The sequence below is a fragment of the Gordonia phthalatica genome (genome assembly GCF_001305675.1).
GTDB lineage: Bacteria > Actinomycetota > Actinomycetes > Mycobacteriales > Mycobacteriaceae > Gordonia > Gordonia phthalatica.
Genome location: NZ_CP011853.1, coordinates 366,478 through 384,264, shown reverse-complemented (window position 1 = coordinate 384,264; position 17,787 = coordinate 366,478). Strand labels below are relative to the sequence as shown.

14 protein-coding genes are annotated in these 17,787 nt (G+C 69.1%); 7 read left to right on the top strand and 7 right to left on the bottom strand.

The genetic code is table 11. The features are described 5' to 3' along the window. Window positions 1-29: 29 nt before the first annotated feature. Genes ACH46_RS01730 through ACH46_RS01720 form a run of 3 tightly spaced genes read right to left on the bottom strand, consistent with a single transcriptional unit; the run spans window position 30 to window position 2,813 of the window. On the bottom strand, window positions 30-536 hold the full coding sequence (locus ACH46_RS01730) for a putative immunity protein (protein WP_062391413.1): 507 nt from the start codon (window positions 534-536) through the stop codon (window positions 30-32). Further along, entirely contained in the window at window positions 529-1,671 is a 1,143-nt protein-coding gene (locus tag ACH46_RS01725) for an AI-2E family transporter (protein ID WP_062391412.1), read from the bottom strand. The genes ACH46_RS01730 and ACH46_RS01725 overlap by 8 nt, the downstream gene beginning before the upstream one ends. A gap of 50 nt (window positions 1,672-1,721) precedes the next feature. Then, window positions 1,722-2,813: an HtaA domain-containing protein gene (locus tag ACH46_RS01720; protein WP_062391411.1), complete on the bottom strand. Its 1,092-nt coding sequence runs from the start codon at window positions 2,811-2,813 to the stop codon at window positions 1,722-1,724. A 112-nt stretch (window positions 2,814-2,925) separates the two neighbouring features. Here ACH46_RS01720 and ACH46_RS01715 point away from each other — a divergent pair, with 112 nt between their 5' ends. After that, entirely contained in the window at window positions 2,926-3,318 is a 393-nt protein-coding gene (locus tag ACH46_RS01715; RefSeq protein ID WP_062391410.1) for a VOC family protein, read from the top strand. Further along, entirely contained in the window at window positions 3,291-4,058 is a 768-nt protein-coding gene (locus ACH46_RS01710) for a helix-turn-helix domain-containing protein (protein WP_062391409.1), read from the top strand. Before ACH46_RS01715 ends, ACH46_RS01710 begins: the two co-directional genes overlap by 28 nt. Before the next feature lie 21 nt (window positions 4,059-4,079). Here the strand turns inward: ACH46_RS01710 and ACH46_RS01705 are convergent, their stop codons facing one another. Together ACH46_RS01705 and ACH46_RS01700 are read right to left on the bottom strand one after the other, a co-directional pair. Further along, window positions 4,080-5,141 carry a DNA polymerase domain-containing protein gene (locus ACH46_RS01705; protein ID WP_062391408.1) on the bottom strand — a complete coding sequence of 354 codons (1,062 nt, stop codon included), beginning with the start codon at window positions 5,139-5,141 and terminating at the stop codon, window positions 4,080-4,082. Next, entirely contained in the window at window positions 5,131-6,195 is a 1,065-nt protein-coding gene (locus tag ACH46_RS01700) for an ATP-dependent DNA ligase (RefSeq protein ID WP_062391407.1), read from the bottom strand. Before ACH46_RS01700 ends, ACH46_RS01705 begins: the two co-directional genes overlap by 11 nt. Window positions 6,196-6,369: 174 nt before the next feature. Between ACH46_RS01700 and ACH46_RS01695 the strand changes: the two genes are divergently transcribed. Next, window positions 6,370-8,106 carry a hypothetical protein gene (locus tag ACH46_RS01695; RefSeq protein ID WP_226995727.1) on the top strand — a complete coding sequence of 579 codons (1,737 nt, stop codon included), beginning with the start codon at window positions 6,370-6,372 and terminating at the stop codon, window positions 8,104-8,106. Window positions 8,107-8,223: 117 nt separating this feature from the next. Then, window positions 8,224-9,243: an alpha/beta fold hydrolase gene (locus tag ACH46_RS01690; RefSeq protein ID WP_062394836.1), complete on the top strand. Its 1,020-nt coding sequence runs from the start codon at window positions 8,224-8,226 to the stop codon at window positions 9,241-9,243. A gap of 113 nt (window positions 9,244-9,356) precedes the next feature. Here ACH46_RS01690 and ACH46_RS01685 read toward each other — a convergent pair whose 3' ends face one another. After that, window positions 9,357-10,331, bottom strand: coding sequence for an alpha/beta hydrolase (locus ACH46_RS01685; protein ID WP_226995726.1), 975 nt, complete (start codon window positions 10,329-10,331; stop codon window positions 9,357-9,359). Continuing rightward, the gene (locus ACH46_RS01680) at window positions 10,318-10,833 is read right to left on the bottom strand and encodes an Lrp/AsnC family transcriptional regulator (protein ID WP_062391406.1); all 516 of its coding nucleotides are present in this window, start codon (window positions 10,831-10,833) and stop codon (window positions 10,318-10,320) included. Before ACH46_RS01680 ends, ACH46_RS01685 begins: the two co-directional genes overlap by 14 nt. Window positions 10,834-10,987: 154 nt before the next feature. On the opposite strand from ACH46_RS01680, the gene ACH46_RS01675 reads away from it, so the two are divergent. The 3 genes from ACH46_RS01675 to ACH46_RS01665 all read left to right on the top strand — a co-directional run bounded on the left by ACH46_RS01675 (window position 10,988) and on the right by ACH46_RS01665 (window position 17,754). Further along, window positions 10,988-14,452 (top strand): indolepyruvate ferredoxin oxidoreductase family protein, encoded by a 3,465-nt coding sequence (locus ACH46_RS01675; RefSeq protein WP_062394833.1) that lies wholly within the window; start codon window positions 10,988-10,990, stop codon window positions 14,450-14,452. Between the two features lie 85 nt (window positions 14,453-14,537). Further along, entirely contained in the window at window positions 14,538-15,626 is a 1,089-nt protein-coding gene (locus tag ACH46_RS01670) for a Glu/Leu/Phe/Val family dehydrogenase (RefSeq protein ID WP_062391405.1), read from the top strand. A 139-nt stretch (window positions 15,627-15,765) separates the two neighbouring features. Then, complete coding sequence (locus ACH46_RS01665; protein ID WP_062391404.1) at window positions 15,766-17,754, top strand: alkaline phosphatase family protein; 1,989 nt, start codon at window positions 15,766-15,768, stop codon at window positions 17,752-17,754. Window positions 17,755-17,787 lie beyond the last annotated feature (33 nt).

Below are 17,787 nucleotides of genomic sequence, written 5' to 3'. Positions count from 1 at the left end.
AATCACATTCGCGTGCCGGCGCGGCGGCCTCAGCGCGACCGCAGCAGGCCGTCGAGCATCGTCATCCGCTGCGCGACGCGAGTCCGACCGGTCGGCGCGGACGGATAGCGGCGCAGCACGTCGAGCACGACCGCGGGCATCCGCCGGGCCTCCTCGGCGACGATGCGGTCGCCCGCTGCCGGGTCGTCGTCGGCGAGTTCGACGGCGACGGCGGCGTACGCGCTCGCACGGAGGATATGGCCGACCTGGGTCGCCTGCGCGAGCGGGTGCAGGTAGGCGGCGGCGCAGGCGTCGCCCGCGGCATGAGCGGCGCACGCCGCACTCTCGGAAGCAGCGTCGTGAGCGGCACGGTGAGCGTCGAGCGCAGCGGTCCGCTGCAGCGTGGATCGGGGTGCGCCGTCGACGAACAGCGCGGCGGCGTCGAGAGCGGCACGTGGTCGAGGGTCGTCGAGCAGTCCGGACACCCTGCGCGCGGCGGCGAGCGCGTACTCGGTGACGGCGCGGATCTCGGCGATCGTGAGGTCGAAGTCAGGCATCGGGCGGCGGTTCCAGGTCGACGGGCTCGTCGACCAGCGCATCCGTGTCGGCGACGTCGGGCCGATAGCCGACCGCGGTGTTGAGGAACGCGAGGACCGGAACGGCCAGCAGACCGCCGACGACACCGGCGAACATGATGCCCGCGGCGATGACGATGATCACCGCGACCGGGTGCAGCTTCACCGACCGCCCCATCAGGAAGGGTTGGAGCACGTGGCTCTCGACCTGCATCACGACGATCAGCACCACGACCACCAGCAGCGCGGTGAACCAGCCCTGCGTGGCGAGCGCGATGAGGACCGCGATGGAACCCGCTGCCATCGAGCCGATGATCGGAATGAAGGCGCCGAGGAAGATCAGCGCGGTCAACGGCATCACCATCGGCACGCGCAGGATCGCCAGGCCGATGGCGATGCCGATCGCGTCGATCAGGGCGACGAGCACGGTGGCGCGGACGTACGACTGCAGCGTGTGGAACCCTGCCTCACCGGCGCCGCGAATGTGCTCGCGATGGGCGCGCGGCACCAGGCGGGTGAAGTACTCCCACATCCGTCGGCCGTCGTACAGGAAGAAGATCAAGAGAAAGACGGTCAGCAGCGCGGCCGTGGCCAGCTTGGTGACGACGGTGGCGGTGTCGATGGCACCCGTCGCGATGGTCGCCTCATGCGCCTGCAACCACGAGATGACGTTGTCGCTGGCCTTGCGGATGGTGTCGGAGTTGACGCCGAGCGGCCCGTTCTCCAGCCAGGTGCGGACTTTGGAGATGGAGTTGGCGATGTCGCCCGACATCCGCGGGATGCCGGTGATCAGCTGTTGAACGACGAAGGTGAGACCTGCCGCGAGCACGGCGAGCGTCAGGACGACGGTGAACAGCACCCCGATCGAGCGGGGGATACGACGTCGGGTCAGCCAGCCCACGATCGGTTCCAGCAGCGCCGACATCAGGATCGCGATGGCGACGGGGACGAAGACCTCTTCGAAGCGGAGGAAGATCTTGCCGAGCACGAACAGTCCGGCACCGATGATGAGGAGCCGCCACGTCCAGGCGGCGGCCACGCGGACCCCTGGGTGGACCTGGTCCTCGACCCACGCGGGGTCACCGACCGATCGTCGACCGTCCCGCGCGGAGTTCACACGCCGAGCCTACGCATCCGCGACGGCCGCGTCGCGGATGCGGGTCCGAATCAGAACGTGATGTTCACCGGCGACGCCGTGCCGAGCGACAGCGCGGCGAGCGAGGTCGGTGTGATGCCGCGGCGGAACGACGCGGCGACGCCGGTGACGTCGTCGCCGCGGGACAGTCGTGCCACCTGCGCCGGACTCAGCGACAGGTCGGCGATCGCGATGCGACGCAGCACGTCGTCGCCGTTCATGTCGGTGGTGGAGGTGCGCATGGTCAGCACGGCGCGGTCGCCGTCGATCCGGATGATCGGGTCGGCGAGGGCGATCTCCAGCAGGTGGAACTTGGTCGAGGCGACGACGGTGCCGCGGTAGCGGAGTTCGCCGCGGCCGTCGCGCACGGTGTTGCCGACGAGCTCGAACGAGAGACGCCCGGCGTCGTCGACCGCCGCCCCGCCGTTGCCCGACAGCGCTCCACCGGTGGTTCCGCGAACCGTCTCGGCGAAGGTCGGCGAGTACGCCCACACCAGGTTCTTCGGGGCGGGAGTCGGGGTGTTCGGGCCTGCAGCCGTCGAGTAGTTCAGCGGCGTCATCAGTTCCTGAGCGGCGTTGACCGTCCCCGCCGCACCGAAGGTGTAGACGCCCCACCGACCGCCGGCCGGGATGGTCTTGGGCGTCGCGAGGGTGATGCGTGCGGTGAACTCGCCCGCGCGGCTCAGTTCCACCCACTGCTGGCGGACGGTGCGTCGCATGTCGAACGGCACGTCGGGCACGCGGTTCAGCGCGTCGCGCGCAAGCGCCCACTTGGTCTGCGCCCGGACGGTGGTGCGCGCCGATTCGGGGGCGCCCTTCGACGGCTTCCAGTTCGGCGAGAACGCACCGAAGGTCACGAAGGTGCCGTGCGGGACGCCCGGCGGCACCGGAACCGGCAGGCCGCCGGTGGTGTTGGCGTTCGGATCGAAGCCGGTGCCCTTGACGACCACCTGATCGCCGGGGTGCAGTTGCGTGGTGCCGACCGGAGTGGTGCCGTCGGCCAGGTACACCGCGATCGCGGGCTTCCACGTCTTCGCCTCGGCGTCCGCGACGCTGACTGCGGTCAACGAGACGGCCGTCAGTCCGGCGATGAGGACCACGATCAATCGAGACATCTTGCTCATAAGCCGACCCTAACCTACGGTGCGGATCGACCGAACGAGACCAACGTCCCCCTGCGGGCGGTCGTGCCGATTCCTTCAAGATCGCCGCAGGTCGGCATCCGATACTGGAGTCATGACTGAGAGAAGAGACACCAACATCTGGGCGGGCATCACCAGCGACGACCCGCTCGCCCTGCGCGACTGGTTGGAACAGCTCGGGTTCCTCCCCGGCATCCTCGTCGAAGGCGACGGAGACGGCGAGGTGATGCACTCGGAGATGCTGTGGCCCGACGGAGGCCGCGTCATGGTCCACTCGGCGAACAAGGCCGACAGCACGTTCAGCCGACCCGTCGGCTCCGGCAACCTGTACGTCGTCGTCACCGACCCCGACGAGGTCTACGCGAAGGCGCAGGCGCTGGGCGCGACCCTTGTCCGCGAGATGGAAGACGCCGACTATGGATCACGAGGCTTCTCCATCGCCGATCGGGAGGGCAACGTATGGAGCTTCGGGACGTACGCCGGCTGACCGGCGTCGAGATCACGCCGTACGACATCTCCGGCGGGAGTCCGGGACAGCACCTCGGTCTGCCGTCGGCCACGGCGACTCTGATCGTCGATCTCGCCGACGGGCTGGTCCTCGGCACCGAGGGCCGGAGCGAGACGGACACCTTCCGCTGCTGCCTGGCGGGCATGCACCTGCGGCCGGTCACCATTCATCACGACGGCAGCCAGGTGGGTGTGCAGGTGAGCCTCTCCCCCGCCGCCGTCCGAGCACTGTTCGGACTGCCCGTCGGCGAGTTGGCGAACGGCACGTCCGAACTGGCCCAGATCGACACCGACATCGCACGACGACTGCACGATCAGCTCGCGCAGGCCCACCCGGACGACCGCGCCGCGGTCTGCGCCGGCGCGCTCGTCGACATCGCAAGCGATGCCGCGCCATTCGACGATGCCCACGCCGCATGGGAATACCTGGCCCGCCGCCGCGGCGACGTCACAGTCGCCGAGCTCGTCGAACAGTCCGGCTGGTCCGCCCGCTACCTGACCAGGCTCTTCACCGCCGAGTTCGGCATCGGCCCCAAGCAGGCGGCTCGGCTGATGAGGTTCGACGCCGCGCGCGCGGGCCTCGAAGCCGGCCGGGCCGCCGTCGACGTGGCCGCCGACTGCGGCTACGCGGACCAGTCGCACATGTCGCGCGAGTTCACCGATCTGACGGGACTCTCGCCGCGGAGCCTGCTGCGGCGGCGGGCGGAGGAGTTCGGCTGACGCTAGAACTCGGCTGAGCCCCTACTCCACCCGGTTCCCGTCCGCGTCCCAGTGCTCGGCGACCATCTTGCTCGGCGGGACGCGCGGCGGTTCGCCCGGCATCTTCGGGTAGTTCGGGGGATAGACCAGGTCGCCGAGACCGTTCGCCTCGTCGCGCACCACCATCTCCAGCAGCGTCTCCAGGCCGGAGCGGTGCTCGTCGATGTCGGCCCAGGGGTCGCCGCGCTTCTCGACGAGCGCGGGGACGGTGGCGATGGTGAGGTCGTCCGGATCGACGTCGACCAGTTCCTCCCACGTCACCGGGGTCGAGACGCGGGCGCGGGCCGACTTGCGCGCCGAATACGGCGACGCCATCGACCGGTCGCGGGCGTTCTGGTTGTAGTCGATGAAGATGCGGTCGCCGCGCTCCTCCTTCCACCACGAGGTGGTGACGGCATCCGGTGCGCGTCGCTCGAGTTCGCGGCCGAGTGCGATCACCGCGCGACGGGTCGCGATGAAGTCCCACTCGGGTCGGATCGGCACGAAGACGTGCACGCCGCGACTGCCCGACGTCTTGGCGAAGCCGGTCATCCCGATCTCGTCGAGGAAGGGCTTCAGCAGGTCGAGGGCGACGCGACGCACGTCGTCGAAGGTCTTGCCGTCCGCGGGATCGAGGTCGATCCGCAGCTGGTCGGGGTGGTCGTTGTCGCCGTCGAGTGTGGGCCAGGAGTGGAAGGTGAAGGTCCCGAGGTTGGCGGCCCACACGATGTCGGCGGGGATCCGGGGGCAGAAGGCCTGCCCGGTCCGCTTGGACGGGAAGACGATCTTCGTCGACTGGACGTGGTCGGGGTGATACTTCGGCAGGTGCTTCTGATAGATCTGCTCCCCCTCGACGCCGTCGGGGAACCGTTGCAGGAAGGTGGGACGACCACCGATCGCCGCGAGGAGCGGACCGGCCAACGCCATGGTCTGGTAGTAGTCGACGAGGTCGCCCTTGCGGCCGCCGTTCTCGCCGAGCTCGGGGAAGTAGATCTTGTCGGGGTTGCTGAGCTTGCACTCGACGCCGTCGACGTCGAGCATCACCGGCTTCGGTTTAGGAGGCATCGTCGGCCCTTCCGGTCTCGAGGACGTCGTAGATGTCGTAGGTGAGCGGCACCTCGAGCTGGTCGTATCCGCAGCTCGCAGCATCGCGGTCGGGTCGCCAGCGCAGGAACTTCACCGTGTGCCGGAACCGCTGGTTCTCCATCTGGTCGTAGGCGAACTCGGCGACCAGCTCCGGGCGGATCGGGATCCACTCGGCGCTGCCCGCCGTCCGCCACCGGCTCACCTCGCCCTGCGCGACGTGGTCGGGATCGAGGCGCATCGGCTCGAACAGCTCCTGCAGCTCGATCCGCTTCTTATCGGAGAAGGCGCTGGAGCCGCCGACCATGCGCAGCTCGCCGCCGTCGTAGAGGCCCAGCAGCATGGATCCGAGCCCGGTCCCCGACTTGTGGATCCGATAGCCGAGGACGACGCAGTCGGCGGTTCGCTTGTGCTTGATCTTCACCATCTCGCGCTTACCCGGCACGTAGACGCCGTCGAGCCGCTTGCCGACGACGCCGTCGAGTCCGGCGCCCTCGAACTCGGTGAACCACGCCCGAGCCTGCTCCGGATCCCGCGTGACCCGGCTGACCTGGATCCGCGGGTCGTCGAGGCCTGCGGCCGCGTCGACGAGCGCTCGGCGACGCACGTCGAACGTCTCTCCCGTCAGATCGAGCGAGTCGGTGGCGAGGGCGTCGAACCCGATGAACACCGCGGGCGTCTCCTCCGCCAGTTTGGCCACGCGCGACGCCGCCGGGTGGATGCGCTGCGACAGCGAATCCCAGTCCAGCCGGTTCACCCCCGAGACCGGCTGCGCGACCGCCACTTCGCCGTCGAGCACCACCCGCTCCGGGAGTGACGACCGCGCCGCGTCGACCAGTTCCGGGAAGTAGCGCGCCAGATCCTTGCCGCCGCGCGAGGCCATCACGACCTCGTCGCCGTCGCGGAAGATCAAGGCGCGGAAGCCGTCCCATTTCGGCTCGTACGACCACACGGGCCCGTCGTCGGGCTGGTCGGGCACGGCGGTGACCGCTTTGGCGAGCATCGGCTGCACGGGCGGGTTCACGGGGAGGTCCACTCGTTCATCGTTGCCGACGGGTAGCGGGTTGGCAACGACCCGCACCGAAGCCGGGAACCGAAACGGCCGCGTTCGGCGCGCCTGCCCCCGCCCAGTCGGAGCAACTATCATCCGTTCAAGCGAATTCCGGCTACGAATTGGCCCCTGACCACGGCAAACAGTTAACTTCAGGCAATGCCCTCCAGCCCTCGACCCCCTCTCGCATCGCGCCTGCGGCGCGGAGCCCGACGATTCGGTCTCGGCGCCGTGGCCGCCGGACTCGCCGCCGCGCTGACGCTCGGCAACCCGCCGACGGCGACCGCGGACGAGTACCTGCCGATCGGCATCCTCCCCGCGCCGGTGAGCTGCGCCGTGCTGACCTTCCCGGGTCGCGCGGGCACCTGGCCGGTCCCGCTGCACGCGCCGAACCGCGGAATCGGTCTGCTGACGATGCCGCGCGCATCCGCACCGGTGCAGCGCGGCCTCCCGTCGCGCATCGAGATGCGTTCGGAGAAGGCCGGATTCAACGTCTCGTGGCAGTACGCCCTGTTCAACCGGAACCTGTACGTCAAGTCCAGCAAGGGCAAGGGCGACTGGCGGATCGCCCCCGTTCCGCTGTGCGTCAAGAACCGCATCACGGGGCTCTCGGTCGACGGCAGCCGCCTGGTGGTCCTCGCCAACGGAGGCAAGGTCTACACCCTCGAGTCCGCCGACCAGACCCCCGAACTGTGGTGGTGGACGGCTCGATTCGGCTCACCGATCTGGATGAATCCGGGCGGCACCAAGGTCCGGCCGACCATGCGCGCTTGGAGCTTCTCCTGGCTCGATCCGATGTACACGTCGGTGATCCCGTTCAAGCAGCAGGGCTTCTGGACCGACGGCGCCGGCCACGAGCAGCCGGTCGGTGGCGCGGGCGTCACCAGCCTGTACGCGCTGTCGCAGACCGGTGACCGCATCTTCATCCTGGATCCGTGGCTGCCCGGCGGCGACCCGTTCAAGCCGAGCAGCAAGCGCTACAGCTCCGACTACAGCTACGAGATGCAGGGACCGGTCGACGGCCGCTTCCGCGCGGTGAACCTCTCGTCGGCCGGTTCGACGACCATGGTCATCAACCGTTACGGCGACATGTACACCCGCCTGTGGGACTTCGACATGTCCGGCGCCGACACCCTCTTCTTCTCGTACACCCCGGAGGACCAGGGGAATCTGAAGGGCGCGCCGAACAACTTCGAGGGCTTCTTCGCCCAGTATCCGTTCCTGCGCGGCATCTTCCCGAAGCCGTACGCCAAGTTCCAGCTGCCGTCGCCCCAGTGGATTCAGCAGCCGAAGGTGCCGGGCGAGATCACCTCGGCCATCAGCGTCCGGCAGACCGGGCCGCGGTCGGCGAACCGTGAACTGCAGGTGGAGGGCCGCAAGGACGGCAAGGTCGGCATCTGGTCCAAGAAGATCGACCCGAAGGCCTCGTGGAAGTTCACCCCGGTGGCCAAGGCGAAGCTGACGGCGCCGGTCCTCGACAACACTGCCGCCGACATGACCTCGGCGACGCTCTCCCCCGCCAGCACCGTGAACTACGCGGGGCGCGACAAATCCGGGTGGACGCTGTCCACCAGGTCGTTCGACTACGCGACCGAAGTCCAGACCTTCCAGATCTGCGCCGGCGGCGCCTGCGCCGACCTGACCGCGTACATCGCACCCACACCGCGACCCGGTTGGATGCCGGTCGGCCTGACCTCCACACCGCGGATCTACCAGGGCTTCCTGCGCCCGTCGGCGGCTGACCGCGCTGCGATCGCCGCGAACCCGGCCCTGAAGAAGGCCGTCGCGGCGCTGATCCCGGACGGTCGGATGGAGAACATCATCATGACCGCGTCGACCAAGGAGATGACCGTCTTCACCCTCGACAAGAAGATGGTGAAGCTGGGCCGCAGCTGACACCGCCGATCCTCCTCGACGCCACCGGCCCCGGTGCTAGCGTCGGGGCGGATGGCGCGTCTGGTCGACTCAGCGGGCAATCGGCCCGCTCACCAGGCGCGGCGAGGAGGCCAGTCGATGACGGACCAGAAGTTCCAGACGTACGAGCTCGGCGATTTCGCATTGCAGTCGGGAATCACCCTCGCGGATGCGAAACTCGCGTACCGAACCTTCGGCACGCTCAACGCCGACAAGAGCAACGCGATCCTGTATCCGACCTGGTACTCGGGATTCATCGAGAACAACGAGTGGCTCATCGGTGAGGGCATGGGCCTCGACCCGAACAAGTACTTCATCGTCGTTCCAGCGCTCTTCGGCAACGGTGAGTCGTCCTCACCGAACAACGTCGGCCTGGCTCAGAGCGGACCGCGGTTCCCGAAGGTGACGATGTACGACAACGTCCGCGCCCAACACACGTTCATCACCGAGCACTTCGGCATCGAGCACCTACGACTGGTCGTCGGCTGGTCGATGGGCGCGGGCCAGACGTATCAGTGGGGTGTCTCCTATCCGGACATGATGGACGGGCTCCTGCCGTTCTGCGGTTCGACGAGGACGTCTCCGAACAATTTCGTCTTCCTCGAAGCGGTGCGTGCTGCAATCATGACCGACGCCGCATGGGAGGACGGCTGGTACACCTCGCCGCCGAACAAGGGACTGCGCGCCGTCGGCCGCGTTTACGCGGGCTGGGGCCTGTCCGCTGCGTTCTATTGGGACGAGGTGTGGCGCGACTTCGGTTTCACGAGCCTCGAAGACTTCCTTGTCCGCTACTGGGAGGGGCACTTTCTCGGGCGCGACGCGAACTGTCTGCTGGTCCTCGCGGACACCTGGCAGACCGCGAACGTCGGCAACACCCCGGGCTGCGACGGCGACCTCGAGAAAGCGCTCGCCCGCATCAAGGCTCCGCTCATTCAGATGCCCGGCCACGAGGACCGCTATTTCGCCCCGGAAGAGGATCAGTGGGCAGGCCAGTTCATCAAGGGCAGCGAGTTCCGCCCCATCCCCGGCGTCTGGGGCCACTTCGCCGGCATCGGGATGAACCCCGTCGACACCGCATTCATCGACAAGGCCGTCAAGGACCTCCTCGGCGACGATTGAGGACGTCCCCAGATCTGACACCTACTGCTGAAAACGTCCCCGTCAGCGCTCTCCGAGGGCAGATTGCCCTCGGTGAGCCCCAGCGGGGACGTTTTCAGCAGTAGCGGCGAGTATCAGGCCGACGCGGCGTCCGCCCGACCGGCTTCAGCCAGCGCATCACGCACGAATGCGGTGGCGACCCGCACCGCATCCTTCGCCTGGGTCGAGTTGCTCACCGCGGCGGGGAAGGCGTGGATCTGGCCCGCGTACAGGTGGATCTCATTCGGAATCCCGTGCCGGTCGAGCCCGTCGCGCAGGTCCAGGGCGTCCTTCTGCAGGGCCTCGTCCCGGGCGCAGATGAGGACTACGGGCGGGAAATGCCGCGCGACATCGTCCGCCGTGGCATCCAACGAACCGTCGAGCGGCTCGGGGCCACGCTCGTAGAACGGGCGGAGCTCTTCGAGCCGGTCGACCGGAAGCATGGCGTCGTGTTTACTGGAGCGCTTCGCGTCCGGCGACAGGTTCAGCAGCGGAGAGAACCCGATGTAGGCGTCGGGACCGGCGAGACCGTCGCGAGCCGCGTAATCGACGATCTTGGCGGCGAGGTAGCCGCCGGCCGAGTCACCCGCGACGACGATCCGGTCGACGTCCGCGGACGCGCGGAGCGCACGGTAGACGGCGTACGCGTCACGGATGGAGGTCCCGACCCCCACCTGCGGACACTGGCGGTACTCGACGTTCACCAGCGGCACCGCGAGATCGCGCGCCACCGTGCTCGCGACTGCGCGGTGCGTGTTGAGGCCGCATGCGATGAACGCGCCCCCGTGCAGGTAGAGGACGACGGTGCGCGGGTCGTCGATCAGATCCGGGGTGATGCGGTCGACGGGCACCCCGGCGATCGCCGACCGCTCGGCCGTCACCCCCGGAATCGTCCGGCGGTCGCGGCCGGCCCACTCGTCGAGGACCGCGAGCCTGCCGAGCATCCGCTCCGACACCGGGAGGATGCTCAGCAGCGTCTTGACGATCAGCCTGCAGAGACAGACCAGGACGAAGGATCGGACATCTCGTTCATCGTGCTTGATCACCGACATCTCGTCATCGTGCACCACCGGCGCCGGGTGCCGTCGATCGCCCCCACCCCGTCCCCTTCGCCTTCGCGGCGAGTGCGGGCACCGTCCGATGCGGCAGCGGAGTGGTCAGGGTGAGCCATGTGGTCGAGTGGATGACCCCGGAGAAGCCGACGATGCCCTCGATCAGCGTGAGGAGCTCGGGCTGGGTGGACGTGGCCACGCGCACCAGGAGATCCTCGCGGCCGGTGACCGTGTGCACCTCGACGACCTGCGGGATCTTGGTGACCGCCTCGGCGATCGTGGTCAGCGAGCCCTGCTCGGTCTCCAGTGCCAGAAACGCCTGGACCACCAGCCCGGCCTTCGTCATGTCGATCTGGGGGCGATAGCCCGCGATGAGTCCGCCCTCCTCCAACCGCCGGATCCGGGACTGCACGGTGTTCCGCGAGATGCCGAGTGTCGAGGCCAGCCCGGCAACCCCCTGCCGCGCATCCTTCTCGAGCAGTTTCAGCAGCTCCACGTCGAGCTCGTCGATGCTGAGCATTTTCGTCACCTCTTCCAGAGATCCACATCACTTACTAATCAGAATGATCAGTTGTAACTGAATCAATTGACCACCCTGCCACGCTTGGCCACCATTTAACCATCAGCTACTGGTGATCGGTTTCACAAACCGACCGAGACGAATGGTGGACCACATGACCTCCGTCGCCGACCCGCGGGCGCAGACCTTCGATCTGTCCGACAAGTACCGTCCGAACTCCGGACCGGTCCTGCTGACCGGTGTGCAGGCCATCGCCCGGATGCTGGTGGAGAACCACGAGCGTGAACGTCGTACCGGCCGCAACGTCGCGTCCTTCGTCTCCGGCTACCAGGGCAGCCCCCTCGCCGCCGTCGACAAGGTCTTCGGCGAGGTCCCCGACCTCGATGCGCACGCCATCACCTTCGTCCCCGGCCTCAACGAGGAGCTCGGCGCCACGTCGGTCTGGGGCAGCCAGCAGGAGCTCCCCAAGGGCGCCCGCACCCACGACGGCATCGTCGGCGTCTGGTACGGCAAGGGCCCCGGTCTCGACCGCGCCAGCGACGCCTTCCGTCACGCCGCCATGTACGGCGCTCACCCGAAGGGCGGCGCCCTGGCCCTGGTCGGTGACGATCCCGCCGCCAAGTCGTCCACCGTCCCCGCGGCCAGCGAGCGCTCACTCGCCGCGCTGTCGATGCCGGTCCTGTTCCCGCGCAACGCCGAGGAGGTCATCGCCTTCGGCATCTTCGGCATCGAGCTCTCCCGCGCATCCGGCACCTGGCCGGCGATGAAGCTGGTCGCCGATGTGTGCGACGGTCTGTGGACCCTGAACCGCGACTTCACCGAATTCCACGTCGACGTCCCCGACCTGGAGTGGCAGGGTCGCCCGTGGACCTACCGTCAGCGCGTCATGGCCGCCCCGCCGGACAGCGTGCTCGCCGAAGCCGATCTCTACGGCCCGCGCTGGGAGATGGTCCAGAAGATGACCGCGCTCAGCGAGATCGACGCCATCGAGGTGAACCCCGCCGACGCCTGGCTCGGCATCGTGGCCGTCGGCACCGCCTACGACTCGCTCCGCCAGGGACTGTCGGAGCTCGGTCTGCACGACGACGACCTGATCCGCGCCGGCATCCGCATCATGCGTGTCGGCATGCCCTACCCGCTCGGCGCCGAGAAGGTCCGGCAGCTGGCCGACGGCGTCGAGACCGTCCTGGTGGTCGAGGACAAGATGTCGTTCGTCGAGTCGCAGGTGGTCGACGTCCTGTACGGCACCGCGAACGCCCCGCGCATCATCGGCAAGCGCGACGAGCAGCGGCGCCCGCTGGTTCCCTCCGACGGCGAGCTCACCGCCGCACGTCTGCTGCGCACCCTGCGCCACGTCCTCGAAGGCCGCGTCGCCGTCAACATCCCGAAGCCGCCGCCCCCGGCCATCACCCTGCTCGACACCAAGCGCACCGCGTACTTCTGCTCGGGCTGCCCGCACAACCGCTCCACCGCGGTGCCGGACGGCTCCCTGGCAGGCGGCGGCATCGGCTGCCACACGCTCGTCACCATGAGCTCGCGCACCGACTCCCAGGTCACCGGCCTCACCCAGATGGGTGGCGAGGGTGCGCAGTGGATCGGCCAGGCGCCGTACACCGACGTCAAGCACATCTTCCAGAACGTCGGCGACGGCACGTACTTCCACTCCGGTCAGCTCGCCGTGCAGGCGTGCGTCGCCGCCGGCGTCAACATCACGTACAAGATCCTGTTCAACGCAGCGGTCGCGATGACCGGCGCACAGGACGCCGAGGGCGGTCTCACCGTCCCGCAGCTGACCCACAAGCTCAAGTCCGAGGGCGTCGCCAAGATCATCGTCTGCGCCGAGGAGCCCGAGCGCCATCCGAAGGGTTCGCTGGCCGACGGCGTCCTGCTCTGGGACCGCGACCGGCTCGACGAGGCGCAGCGCATGCTCCGCGACATCGAGGGCGTCACCGTCCTCATCTACGACCAGCAGTGCGCCGCCGAGGCCCGCCGCAAGCGCAAGCGCGGCACCCTTCCGACGCCTCGCACCCGCGTCATCATCAACGAGGCCGCGTGTGAGGGCTGCGGCGACTGCGGCGTCAAGTCCAACTGCCTCTCGGTCCAGCCGGTCGAGACCGAGTTCGGTCGCAAGACCCGCATCGACCAGACCAGCTGCAACACCGACTACACCTGCATGGACGGCGACTGCCCGGCCTTCGTCACCGTCGAGCTCCCGGAAGAGGGCACGCAGTTGCCGAAGAAGGAGGCCGCCAAGGCTCCGCTCGTCGGCGACCCCGAGTTCGCCGCGCTGACCGACACCCACAACATCTTCCTCGCGGGCATCGGCGGCACCGGCATCGTCACCGTCAACCAGGTCCTCGGCACCGCCGCCCTGCGCGCAGGTCTGCACGTGGAGGGGCTGGACCAGACCGGTCTGAGCCAGAAGGCCGGACCCGTCACCTCGCACCTGCGGCTCTCGACCGAAGAGCTTGCGGCCAGCAACCGGATCAGCCCGGCCGGCGCGGACTGCGTCCTCGCCTTCGACCTGCTGACCGCCGCCGACGCCAAGCACGTCGGGGTGGCCGATCCGGAGCGCACCGTCACCGTCGCCTCCACCAGCCGCACCGCGACCGGTGAGATGGTCTACGACCGCAACGTGGCCTACCCCGAGGACGCGAGCCTGCTCGACCGCGTCGGGGCCCGCGCCCGCCAGGTGGTGTCGTTCGACGCCGCCGAGGCCGCCGAGGCCATCTTCGGTCACACCGCCACGGCCAACTTCCTGCTGGTCGGCGCCGCCTACCAGGCCGGCGCCCTGCCGATCCCGGCCGCGTCGATCGAGGAGGCCATCGCCGTCAACGGTGTCGCCGTCAAGGCCAACCAGGAGGCGTTCCGCTGGGGTCGCGTGGCCGTCGCCGACCCGACCGCCTTCGCCGCCGCCACCGCGTCCGCCACCATCGCTCACCGCAGCGACGACGTGGTCCCCACCCACCTGTTCGTCGGCAGCCCGCTGACCGGCACCGTCCGCGAGCTGGTGGAGCGTCGCGCCGCACAGCTCGTCGCCTACTCGGGTGAGCGCGCCGCCGCCGCGTACATCCGCGACATCGAGCGGGTCTGGCGCCGCGAGCGGGTCTTCACCGACAGCACCGAGCTGTCCGAGGCCGTCGCGTCGAACCTGCACCGCCTCACCGCGTACAAGGACGAGTACGAGGTCGCACGCATGCTGACCGACAAGGCGTTCATCGACTCGGTGGCCTCCGAGGTGCCGGGTGCGGGGAACCTCACCTACAAGCTGCACCCGCCGGTGCTGCGCGCCATGGGTCGCGAGAAGAAGATCGGCTTCGGTCCCCGCTCGCACGTCGCGCTCCGCGTCCTCGCCAAGGGCAAGTTCCTGCGCGGCACCAAGTTCGATCCGTTCGGCAAGGCCGAGGTCCGCAAGATCGAACGCCGGCTGCTGGCCCACTACCGCGAGCTCGTCGACGGCCTGGTCAACAACCTCAGCGAGGCCTCGTACGCCTCGTCGGTCGACGTGGCCCGCGCACCTGAACTGGTCCTCGGCTACGAGGACGTGAAGCTCCGCAACATCGACCGGTACCGCGCCCGCCTCGGCGAACTCGGCATCGACACCACCCCCATCCGCTGACCCCGTTCACCGAACTCGATACACCCACTCACTTCGTTCGCGGGCACTCGATCAGCCTGGGGACGACCACCGAAGGAGGAATCTCATGACCATCGCAGACGCCACCAACACCGCAGCCGACCTCACCAGCGTCTTCTCGCACCCCGACATGACGATCGATCCGCCGCACGAGCAGGTGGTGTTCTGCCGCGACGCCGCCACCGGTCTCCGCGCGATCATCGCGATCCACAACACCACCCTCGGCCCCGCCCTCGGCGGCACCCGCTTCTACCCGTACGCGGCCGAGGCCGACGCACTCGGCGACGTCCTGCGCCTCTCGCGCGGTATGACCTTCAAGTCCGCTGCGGCCGGCCTCGACCTGGGCGGCGGCAAGGCCGTCATCATCGGTGACCCGGCCGTCGACAAGACCCCCGAGCTGCTGCGCGCCTACGGTCGCTTCGTCGACACCCTCGGCGGCCGCTACATCACCGCCGGTGACGTGGGCACCACCTCCGACGACATGGACCTGATCGGCGAGGGCACCACCTACGTCGCGTCGAAGACCGTCGCGAACGGCGGCTGCGGCGACACCGCGCCGATGACCGCCCTCGGCGTCTTCAGCTCGCTGCTGGCTGCCGCCGAGCGCGTGTGGGGCTCGGCCGACCTGACCGGCCGCGTGGTCGGTGTGGAGGGCGTCGGCAAGGTCGGCACCCAGCTGTCCGAGCTGCTCATCGCCGCCGGCGCCACCGTCCTGGCCGCCGACCCGTACGCCCCGGCCCGCGAGGCCTTCGCCGCGCGCTTCCCGCAGGCGACCGTCGTCGACGACGTCCGCTCGGCGAAGCTCGACGTCTACGCACCGTGCGCCATGGGCGGCACCGTCACCGACGCCCTCGCCGGCGAGACCGCCGCCGCCATCATCTGCGGCGCCGCCAACAACCAGCTCGTCACCCCGGCCGTCGAGCAGATCCTCGGTTCGCGCGGCATCACCTGGGTCCCGGACTACATCGCCAACGCCGGCGGCGTGATCCAGGCCTTCAGCGAGCAGCAGGACTGGACCTTCGATCAGATGAAGGCCAAGGTCGAGGCGCTGCGCGAGCGCGCGGGCCACGTCCTCGACACCGCGTCGTCGAAGCACATCACCAGCGGCGACGCCGCCCGCCTGATCGTCGCCGAGCGGCTGTCGTCCGCGCGCTGACCTAGAAGTTCCCCCGACACAAACTGTGACTTCGAGCCGCTCTGAGCGGCTCGAAGTCACAGTTTGTTCTGCCCAACTCTTCGAGCACACGCCACCGGGACGTCACCGCCCGGAAATCCGGCGCTTCTACCGTCCGAGCGTGGCCACCGCTCCCAGAGAGATCTCCTCCATGTCCCGCAGGCACTTCCTTCAGCTCGCCGCCGGCGCTGCCGGAACCGTCGGCGCCGCCGGTGCGGCGACACTGCTGCCGCCGTCCCTCCTGGCCGCCGCCGCCCAAGCGCGCCCCGCGGGCGGTCTGCGCGACGTGGAGCACGTCGTGGTGCTGATGCAGGAGAACCGTTCGTTCGACCACTACTTCGGCACTCTGCGCGGCGTCCGCGGCTTCGGTGACAACGCCGCCAAACCCGGGGTCTTCGAGCAGAACGGGATCGAGCCGTATCTGATCCGCGACGCCGCCAACCGCGGCGACCTGTCCGTCGAGTACGTCGCGTCGCTCCCCCACACCTGGACCGACGGCCAGCGGGCGCTGAACGGCGGCCGGTGCGACCACTGGGTCGACGCGAAGGGCCGCGGCACGATGGCCTGCTACGACCGCGACGACATCCCCTTCCAGTTCGCGCTCGCCGAGACCTTCACCGTGTGCGACGCCTACTTCGCCTCCAGCCCCACCTCCACCTGTCCCAACCGGAACTACCTGTTCTCCGGGACCACCGGCTTCGAGCCGCACGGGCCGCGCGCCGTCACCAACGACGCGTACGACTCCGCGCACCCGGGTTTCGGCTGGCCGACCTACGCCGAGAACCTGCAGGACGCCGGGGTCGACTGGCGCGTGTACCAGGAGTGGGACAACTACACCGACAACAATCTCGACTTCTTCGCCCGCTTCCGGACCATCGGGTCGGCGGTCGTGGCGATGTCCGGGATGGCGGGCGGCGACCTGACCGGGTTCTACGGCAGGCTGCTGGAGTCCGGCCGGGTCGGCGACGACGGTCGGATGCGACCGGACGCCTGGCAGCGTCACGCGGCCGACACGCTGCACGCGGCCTCCCGTCGACTCCCGCCGCGGGAACGCGACCTCTACGACCGCGCGCTGCATCGGAGCGAACCCGGCACGCTGGTGTCGCGGTTCCGGGACGACGTCGCCCGCGACCGGCTGCCGACCGTCTCGTGGATCGTCGCATCGGCGGCCGACTCGGAGCACCCGTCGGCGTCGTCGCCCGCGCAGTCGTCGGCGCTGACCTACCAACTCCTCGACGCTCTCGCCTCCCACCCGCAGGTCTGGGCCAAGACCGCGGTGCTGATCACCTACGACGAGTTCGACGGCTACTTCGATCACGTGGTGCCGCCGCTGCCGCCGCGCGGCGAACCGGACGAGTGGTGGGACGACAAGCCGATGGGTCTGGGTTTCCGGGTCCCGATGACGATCGTGTCGCCGTGGACGGTCGGCGGGCACGTGTGCTCGGAGGTCTTCGATCACACCTCCGTCGTGCGCTTCCTGGAACGGGTGACGGGCGTGCGGTGCCCCACCGTCTCGCGCTGGCGTCGGCGCGTGTGCGGCGACCTGGTGTCGGCGTTCGACTTCACGCGGTCCGACGGCCTCCGCATGCCGTCGCGGCCCGGGCCGGTCCCGGCCTTCGACAAGCGGTGGGAGGCCGAGCCCGGCGGCGCGATCCCCGAGCAGGAGCCGGGGACGGCGGTCGCGCTGCCGACGCCGTACCGCCTGTCGGCACACGTGGCGGCCGGCGTCCTGAACCTGGTCAACGAGGGATCGCGCGCCGCGGTCTTCGCGGTCTTCTACGACGGTCGCGCCGAGCACCACACCGTCACCGACCGCACCCGGATCCGACTGCCGCGCACCACCACCCACGTCGTCGTGACCGGTCCCGACCGATTCCTGCGCGACTTCGCCTTCCCCGCGGAGGGCTCGACGGCGAGGCTGACGCTCAACCACAGCGCGCGCACCGTCGCGATGAACGGCACCGACATCACCGCGACCGCCGTCCGCGACGGCTGGTACGAGGTCACCGTCACCGAGCCTGCCGGCAGGCAGTACTTCACCGGCCGACTGGAGAACGGACGCCGGACGCGGACGAGTCCGCTGCGGAGAGATCCGGCCGTGCCGGCATAGGCCGTGCGGCTCCCGGTTGTCACCCGGCACACT